Origin of the sequence: Yersinia sp. 2542 StPb PI (assembly GCF_048593855.1) — a bacterium.
Classification (GTDB): domain Bacteria; phylum Pseudomonadota; class Gammaproteobacteria; order Enterobacterales; family Enterobacteriaceae; genus Yersinia; species Yersinia enterocolitica_E.
Genome location: NZ_JAZGQA010000172.1, coordinates 1 through 8,901 on the forward strand (window position 1 = coordinate 1; position 8,901 = coordinate 8,901).

Genomic DNA, 8,901 nt, shown 5'->3' on the forward strand with positions numbered 1-8,901 from the left:
CTATGAAATACTAATGCGCTGCTTAACCCATAAGAATCCAAATATCTCACATGAGTAAGCCAAAGTTAGCTCCGATGATGGCAAAGGTAATTTCTTAGTTGCAATACTATGTATTCATCATGTTATCTATCAGCGTGAGAAAAAATATGCTCCAGGATAAGTCTTAATGGCTTCTGAAATAATTAAAACACATGCAGGACATTAAGTTACAAATGTAAATAAATGGCTTTGCAAGACACTCGCCCTAAGTGTAAGTGATTTATGTACATCTCTTACGGATGTCTTTATGAGACGCCGACTTTTTGTAAATATAACAAATCAAGAGTAAGAACCATGACGGATAAACAACCCAATAAAACATACCCGATCAATCTGGCAACGCATAATTATCTTTATCTAGCACGATTCGGTAGTACCGTGCGCAATGCTCTAATAACGCACCCACGGTTACTGGTTATTCGCGTTGACTTACGCTTTCCCGATAACTATGACGTTGAAGGCAATAAAGCGATGAAAGCCTTTATGGCGGCAATCACATCAAGACTTGAAGCGCGATACAAACGAAAAAAGAAGGAAAATCCCGGCAAACAGGTGCATTACTCTGAGCTGCACTACATCTGGGTGAGGGAGAATAATCAGTGCGGCAAAAAGATTCATTATCACACACTGCTTATGTTCAATATGGACGTTTTCAACTCGTTGGGCAACTACTGGCAAGAGGGGAATCTGGCTGACCTGATTATCAATGCGTGGCTGAGTGCGCTGAAGTTGGAAGGTAAGGAATATCGTGGTCTGGTCTATTTTTGTAAGTCTCCCTGCTATCGCCTTAACCGGGCCAATCTGAAAGCCACAGACGACTACAAAAAACTCATGGAACGCACCGAATACATGGCGAAGCACAGGACCAAAATATACAGCAACAGGATCCGCTCTGCGGGAAGTTCCATATATGACGAACAAGAACAGGAAAACAAGCTCACACGAAAGACTGCACGAAAAAACCGCAAAGACGCTAAGAGAGAGGTACTGAAGGGCATCCAACACAATAAACAAACAGGATATCATTAGTTTTTTACATGGCCTTCCATCCACTGAGGAAGGCTGTCATACACCTGAAGGCAGTTCATTCCTCCTTTACTCACTTAAAGGAGATTTAATCATGAACACCCCCACACCATCCCTTCTGAATGATCAGCTTGTCGATATGGCGTTTATCACTGGTTTCACGCAGCTTACTGATAAGTGGTTTTACAAACTGATAAAAGATGGCTCATTCCCCAAACCCATTAAGATGGGGAGAAGTTCTCGGTGGCTAAAAAGCGAAGTAGAAAGCTGGTTAAATGAACGTATTGCCCAGTCCCGCCAATAGCATCTTGTTTAGCAATTAATCGACACCAACCTCCCCACGATTTCCGCCTACTGCTTGCATCGGTATCAGCCCTCAAGGGTCGGATGACGCATACCTGCAATCCGGCGGAAAGGGGTTATACCTCATTATGCGCGGGTCACTACTATGGGAGAAATACTGCAAACACTGTAAAACCAACACTCACAGTATCAAATACATCCCAAACAAGCTTCTGAGCCTCAATTTTCTCACCGTATAGCTATACAACATCATTACCCCAAAGCAATTCCATGGACCGCCATATATACCGTAGGCCGATTTAACCAAACGTAAAACTTAGGGTAATTAAGGATATCATCATGTATCAACGCATCAGAACCGCCCTGACAACAGAGGGCTCACGAGTGAATAGTGCAAGTATTTTTCTAGGTTCAGCAGCTGAATGCTATTACTGCCCTTCCTGCCATAACCCGCTGCAATTACAACATACTCATGTCGCAGGGCGTCTATTCATTCATGACCAGGAGCATCCCGATTTTAACCTCGATATAAACTGTAAATACCGAGCAAAAATGGCATCAACATCGTCACAAACTACTGATACCTTAAGTACCCTGCGCAGGACTATCATGGCCCAACATGTGCCATTGAGTTCTCTGCCACACAGAGCTTACTTCTGTGTGCTATGCCAGCATAAGTATACTGGGCCAAAGACATGCCCCCGATGCCAACAACTCCTGTATACGACGGAAAGCAGTTTGAGCGATGACCATCAAGTTGCCCTGAGCGTCAAACCCGACGTTATTCTACGGTAATAACAACCGCTAAAGCAGTACTTTTGCCTGTAAACGGCCGTTTGGAAAACGTTAAGGTTACCGCCTCCGTCAGAATCGGATATAGTTCCCTTCCATTCTGATTGATTAATGCTGTTTCTATCGTATGAACCTCAATAGCTTCTGTTATTTGCTTCTGGCCTTAGTTGCTATCGGCTGCTCATTTTTGCTTCATCCTCTTGTGATGTGGTTCCTGTTCGCTAACGTGTTGACGCTCGTAGTTTATGGTGTAGATAAAATGGCGGCCCGCAAAGCCTGGCGTAGAGTGTCTGAGTTCACCTTGCTGGTGTTTGGATTCGTGGGTGGATGGCCCGGAGCAATTCTCGGTCAGCAAATCTTTCGCCATAAAACACAAAAACAGCCCTTTAAAACGTACTTCATCATCAGTGTGATATTGAATATAGTCGGGCTAGTGGCGCTATACCGACTCGTTCCCTACTGAGCACAGAACCTAACCTGTGCACCCCGTACTGACAGGTCAGATACGCCGGGTTAAGCCATGTCCCTCGACATAATCCAGATTCAATCACTGTCCCTGTGTTGTTCTGATCTCTTATCATAGCTAGCCATGCGGTACCTGAACTGATGTATCGTCTGGATTACCTGACAAAATTCGAAAGCAAAGTGTTGGAGAAAGGCGAAAGAAATTTTGTGTGCAGCCGAAGGCGGCCACCCGTGCAGACGGTGTGCTTAATATGGTGGCCGCGCCACAACATATATTGAATGTGAAACTGGGTACGTTGCGTCAGCGGCAAGGTGAGTTGAAAACAGAGGCTGATGGCACTGTCGGCGTTTGGGCGCGTTATCTTACCGATGACAGCCGATTGTCTGATAATAAAGAGGTCTCTTTCAAAAACACGTTAGCTGGCATGGAAATTGAGGCCGACAAACAGTTTGGATTGAGTCGGGGTAATGTGTTGATCGGGGCATTTACCGGCTACAGCTCATCCGATGTCAAATCCACTCACCGCGCGGATGCAAAGGGTGATATTCGCAGTTACAGTGGTGGCCTCTACCTGACCTATCTGGATAAAAGCGGACTTTATATTGATATGGTGTTGAAAGCTAACCGTTTTAATAATGAACTGCGTGCTCAGAGTGTGCGTGCGGAATACAGCCAGAATGCCTTGACCATCTTGGTAGAAAGTGGTTATCAGTTACCTGTTTATCACAACTGGGTACTGGAACCCTATGGTAAGGCGAGTTAGGTCCGATATTGGCGGCCTCTTATACTGTGAATCAAATGGCAGTCAAGCCTTGCGTTAAACTGGCTATTGCCCGTGAATTTATCAAAACGAATACAGTCGCCACTAACGGTATTGGCTTCGATAATAATTTTTCCGGTAATATCGGTCAATATGGCGTGGGTATTGCAGTAACACCTCTATTTTTGCAGAAGTGAATTATCTCAATGGTTCAAAAATTGAAACACCGGTAACGACTAATATAGGATCCCGTCTGCGTGTCTAATTATCTAAGCCCCTCATTTTGACGGGAATTTATTGATAATACTCCATATTTTATTACCCACTTAATTTAAAAAAACCTCTAAATAAGAACGTTATCTTCACAAGTTCTTGTGTGAGATATTTCCTACACTTGCAGGGGTGTGTTCTTATTCGCTTATTTTATCGACAAAAACACATTGAAAATAACGTTTTTGCAGGCATAATGCGCACAAATTATCTTATATTTATCTACCCCAACCTATTGGGGAGGGGCCTTTATTGTGTCGCGTTCCCGTTATTTTATATTAATCGCGGGCGTATTATCGCCAGTATTGACTATACCGTTCGCCAGTTATGGCGCGGAATTCCCCCCCGTTGAGCAAAGTATTCATCAACAGGCCCGGCAACGGGCACTGGAAGAGCGTTTGGCCCCCTCAACACCGGATGTGCGCTTATCAGCGCCGGTGGCCTCTTTGGGCCGTATTGTCTTCCCGGTTGAGCAACCCTGCTTTGCCATTGATCGTATAAAAATCAGTGGCACAGAGCCTTTACCCCGCTGGTTGCCCCTGCAACGCATCGCCAATCAGGCGCAAGGCCAGTGTTTGGGGGGCCAGGGCATTAATCTGCTGATGAGCCAGATGCAAAACCGCCTGATCGACCACGGCTATGTCACCACTCGTGTACTGGCCCCGCAGCAGGATTTGAACAGCGGCACACTGGCGTTACACGTGGTGCCCGGCACAATACGCCATGTTGAACTGACGCAGGGCAGTGACCGCCATGTCTCGTTATTCAGTGCCTTCCCTGCCCGCCCCGGTAACCTGTTGGATTTGCGTGATATCGAGCAAGGACTGGAGAACCTGCAGCGCGTCCCCACCGTGCAAGCCAGTATGGAATTGATCCCGGGTGATGCCCCCGGCGAGACCGATATCGCCCTGAACTGGCAGCAGCGCAAAATGTGGCGGCTGGCGGCCTCACTGGATGACTCCGGCACCCGCAGCACCGGCCGTTATCAAGGTGGCGCAACCCTGTTTCTGGATAACCCGCTTTCGCTGAGTGACCTGTTTTATGTCTCTGCCGGGGGGTCAATAAAGGATCGCGGCGATAAAGGCACCAATAACCTGACCGGCCATTACTCGCTACCATTCGGTTACTGGACCGCTGGCATGACCGCCAGCAGCTATGACTACCACCAAACGGTGGCGGGCCTCAATGGCGATATCCATTACCGGGGGGAAACGGAGAACGTCACGCTGCAACTCAGCCGCCTGCTGCACCGCAATGCCAGCCAAAAAACTACCCTGACCTACGATGTGCTGACCCGCTCGTCGAAAAACTATATCAATGATACCGAAATTGAAGTGCAGCGCCGCCGTACCTCGGCCTGGCGTGTCGGGCTGGAACATCGCCACTTTATCTCGCAGGCCACACTGGACGCAGGTATCAGTTACCAGCGCGGCACCCGCTGGTTTGGTGCAGTACCGGCACAAGAAGAGTATTTCGGCGAAGCCACTGCCCTGAGCAAAATTCTGCGTTTGAATGCGCAACTGGATATTCCTTTTGTGGTTGCGGCGCAAAACGTCCATTACAACCTGCAATATCAGCGGCAAAGCACCAACACACCCCTGACACCACAGGATCAATTCTCCATCGGCGGCCGCTGGTCGGTGCGCGGGTTTGATGGCGAACGCACGCTGAATGCCGATCGCGGCTGGACGGTGCGCAATGATCTCGGCTGGTATACCCCGCTACCAGGCCATGAACTGTATGTCGGCGTGGATTACGGCGAGGTCAGCGGTCGCAGCGACCCTTATCTGCTGGGCCACCATCTGGCGGGCAGTGTCGTCGGTGTGCGCGGCACTGTGCTGAATACCCGTTATGACCTGTTTGCTGGCAAGCCGCTGTCAAAACCTGATGGCTTCAAAGCCGACTCAGTGACGGTGGGCTTTAACCTGAACTGGCAATACTGATGCACCTTATTAACCCTTTAGCTGTTGAGAGTCACCATGAATAAGAACCTGTACCGTATCGTATTTAACAAGGCGCGTGGCTTATTAATGGTGGTAGCCGATATCGCCGCCTCCGGTCGGGCCGCCTCGTCGCCCTCATCAGGACTTGGGCATACTCAACGCCGCCGTATCAGTACCTTATCGTCGCTGAGTTTTAGTCTGTTACTGGCCTTGGGCTGCGTCTCGTTATCCGCGCAAGCCAATATTGTCGCCGATGCCAGTGCGCCGGGTAACCAACAGCCGACCATTATCAGCAGTGCCAACGGTACGCCACAGGTCAATATCCAGACACCCAGTAGCGGTGGGGTTTCGCGTAACGTTTACAGCCAGTTCGATGTCGATAATCGCGGCGTGATCCTCAATAACGGCCACGGTGTCAACCAGAGCCAACTCGGCGGTTTTGTCAACGGTAATCCGTCGCTGGCGCGCGGTGAAGCCAGTATTATCCTCAACGAAGTCAACAGCCGCGACCCGAGTAAACTTAACGGTTATATCGAGGTCGCTGGCCGCAAAGCGCAGGTGGTTATCGCCAACCCATCAGGCATTACTTGTGATGGCTGCGGCTTTATCAACGCCAACCGTGCGACCTTAACCACCGGTCAGGCACAGCTCAATAACGGCCAACTCACTGGCTACGATGTGGATCGCGGTGAGATTGTTATTCAGGGCAAAGGTCTGGACAGCAGTCGTCAGGACCATACCGACCTGATTGCCCGTTCGGTTAAAGTCAATGCCGGTCTCTGGGCCAATGACCTGAAAATCACTGCTGGGCGCAATCAGGTTGACGCCGCGCACCAAAATATTACCACCAAAGCCGACGATGGCAGCGCCCGCCCTACCGTGGCGGTGGATGTCGCCAATTTGGGTGGCATGTACGCCGGTAAAATCCGCCTGATCGGCACTGAAAGCGGTGTCGGGGTGCGCAATGCCGGTGAGATAGGGGCGTCAGCCGGCGATATCACCATCACAGCCGACGGTATGCTGGTCAACAGCGGTCAGATCAACAGTGCTCAACATCTGGCGGTGAAGACCGCCGCCGGTATAGAGAACGCAGGTGTGCTCTATGCCCAGGGCAATACCCAGCTCACCACCGCAGGCAAGTTGAATAACACCGGCACTGTCGCGGCGGCGGGTGATACCTCGCTGCGCGCGGCAGAAGTCAATAGTAGCCGCAACTCGATACTGGGTGCCGGTGTCAAGTCCGACAACAGCGCGATCACCAGTGGCACCTTGCGCGTTGATGCCAGCGGGATGTTAACCGCCCAAGGCAAAAATATTAGCGGCACGGCGCAAGTGCTTAACGCGCACAGTATCGATCTGAGTGGCAGCCAAACACAGAGCCGTGACCTGACACTCACCGCACAAGGTGGCGCTATCGATCTCACCGGCGCTGAACTGTTAGCCAGTGGCAACCTGTCTGCCTCAACCGCCGCGCTGTTACGTACCGACAGCGCCAGACTGATTGCGGAGAGGGTCACGCTTAGCGCCCAATCGCTCTCCAATGTCGGCGGGGTGATAGCGCAAACCGGTACTACGGACTTCAACCTGAATCTGCCGGGTGATGTCGATAACCGGGGCGGCACAATTCTCTCTAAAGGCAATGTGGCGGTCAATGCACAGCGCCTGAATAGCAACGAGGGCAGCCTGTTAGCGGCGGGCATACACAGTGATGGCCGCCTGATGGATAGCGGTGACTTGAGGGTAACCACCCGTCAGGACCTGATCGCGCAAGGGCAGACCCTCGCCGCCGGTGCGATGACGCTAACCGGTAGCCGGGTTGATTTGACCGACAGTCATACCCAAGCCCGAGAGATAGACATCACCGCCAACAGTGGCGATATCAGTACGCAGCGCGCCAATATTCTCGCCCTTGGAACGCTGACCATTAATGCGGGGGCGAGTGCCGGGCAAACCCTCAATAACCAAAGTGGCACACTGGCGGCGAATAACATCGCATTGAATCTGGGCCAGCTTGACAATAACGCAGGCAAGATAGTTGCCAGTCAGGATCTGACCCTTGATTTACAGCGTGATTTCAGCAATCTGGCGGGTTCTACCCTTCAAGCTGGGCGTGATTTCACCTTGACCACCGCTGGTGATGTGACCAATAACGGACAAATGTTAGCGGGTGGCAAACTCAGCACCGGTTCAAGCAGCTTGCTCAATAGCGGCCATATTATTGCGACGCAAGCCAGCCTCAGCGCAGCGGGCGCATTGATTAACCGTGGTGAGATATTAACCCGCGGGCGACTCGATACCGACTCCAATACCCTGTTCAACACCGGCACCCTGATCAGTGCCGAAGCCACGCTTAAAGCACGGGAGCGTATTACCAACTCCGGCCCTGGTGCCCTGATCGGTGCCACCGATGAAAACGGTACCTTAGCCTTGTTGGCACCGGTAATTGAAAACAGTGATACCGTCACCAACACTGATTCCGCCCCAACCACCACCCTTTTAGGCATGGGCAACATTATTCTGGCCGGCGCATTGGACAATAGCGGCAATTATCTGGCGGCGGCTCAGGTGCTCAATATTTCGGGTTTGATTGAATCCGGCAAAGATATGTTGATTTACGCCACGACACTGACCAATCGCCGTCATATTCTCACCGCCAATAGCAACTTTGTTGTGGCTGACACCGTGAATGGGTCCGCGGTCTGGACAGAAGAAAACCCTGATATTCCGGGGGGACGCTATGCTGAACCGCCTCATGGCGGCTCGATGAATAGCGACTATATTGGCACCGATTATACATCGACTATCGCCTATAACAGCATCGATAACATTAGCCCAGAGGCGCAACTGCTGGCCGGTGGGAACCTGACCCCACAAGTGGGTACGCTGGAGAACTTCTGGAGTAAAATCAGTGCGCAGGGAGAGATTGATCTTTCGGGTGTCACCCTGAACCAAGATGGTTGGGGGAATGCACAACGCCTGATTGAACAAACAACATCCACGGGTGAGTGGCGTTATCGGACCTACAAAGGCGATTTATGGGGCACCTCTTGGGGCCCTGAGGTTAGTGAGCGCGCGACTAACCAATATGCCTCCAGTATTACCGCACAAACCCTTAGCGGCAGCGGCACCACGATCAACAATGGTGCCAACCCCGGTGCCATTGCGCCTCCCCAGAGTAGCGACAATAGCGGAAAAGATATCGCCATCGAGTTTAACGGTATCTCCCTGACACAGCCCAACGGTGGACTGTATAAGTTCAATACCGACTACACAGTCAGCGGCGGTTATCTGATTGAAACTAA

Annotated in this window: 6 protein-coding genes and 1 pseudogene; all 7 read left to right on the forward strand. The window is 50.8% G+C overall.

The window, feature by feature from the left end:
• Positions 1-333 precede the first annotated feature (333 nt).
• A complete protein-coding gene (locus V1952_RS17165; protein WP_126286802.1) occupies positions 334-1,068 on the forward strand; it encodes an inovirus Gp2 family protein in 735 nt (244 codons plus the stop codon).
• Between the two features lie 91 nt (positions 1,069-1,159).
• Positions 1,160-1,369 (forward strand): helix-turn-helix transcriptional regulator, encoded by a 210-nt coding sequence (locus V1952_RS17170; protein WP_420075188.1) that lies wholly within the window; start codon positions 1,160-1,162, stop codon positions 1,367-1,369.
• Positions 1,370-1,707: 338 nt separating this feature from the next.
• On the forward strand, positions 1,708-2,163 hold the full coding sequence (locus tag V1952_RS17175) for a putative zinc ribbon protein (RefSeq protein ID WP_420075189.1): 456 nt from the start codon (positions 1,708-1,710) through the stop codon (positions 2,161-2,163).
• 124 nt (positions 2,164-2,287) lie between these two features.
• Positions 2,288-2,623, forward strand: coding sequence for a DUF1294 domain-containing protein (locus V1952_RS17180; protein WP_420075190.1), 336 nt, complete (start codon positions 2,288-2,290; stop codon positions 2,621-2,623).
• A gap of 217 nt (positions 2,624-2,840) precedes the next feature.
• Positions 2,841-3,651, forward strand: a pseudogene (locus V1952_RS17185) (autotransporter outer membrane beta-barrel domain-containing protein); the annotation flags it as partial.
• A gap of 259 nt (positions 3,652-3,910) precedes the next feature.
• Positions 3,911-5,599 (forward strand): ShlB/FhaC/HecB family hemolysin secretion/activation protein, encoded by a 1,689-nt coding sequence (locus V1952_RS17190; RefSeq protein ID WP_420075191.1) that lies wholly within the window; start codon positions 3,911-3,913, stop codon positions 5,597-5,599.
• Between the two features lie 36 nt (positions 5,600-5,635).
• The coding region (locus tag V1952_RS17195; protein WP_420075192.1) for a filamentous hemagglutinin N-terminal domain-containing protein at positions 5,636-8,901 on the forward strand (3,266 nt) is incomplete at its 3' end.

Excerpts from the sequence above, each read along its gene's own strand:
- V1952_RS17165 (WP_126286802.1), top strand. The coding sequence starts at position 334 with ATGACGGATAAACAACCCAATAAAACATACCCGATCAATCTGGCAACG.
- V1952_RS17170 (WP_420075188.1), top strand. The coding sequence starts at position 1,160 with ATGAACACCCCCACACCATCCCTTCTGAATGATCAGCTTGTCGATATG.
- V1952_RS17175 (WP_420075189.1), top strand. The coding sequence starts at position 1,708 with ATGTATCAACGCATCAGAACCGCCCTGACAACAGAGGGCTCACGAGTG.
- V1952_RS17180 (WP_420075190.1), top strand. The coding sequence starts at position 2,288 with ATGAACCTCAATAGCTTCTGTTATTTGCTTCTGGCCTTAGTTGCTATC.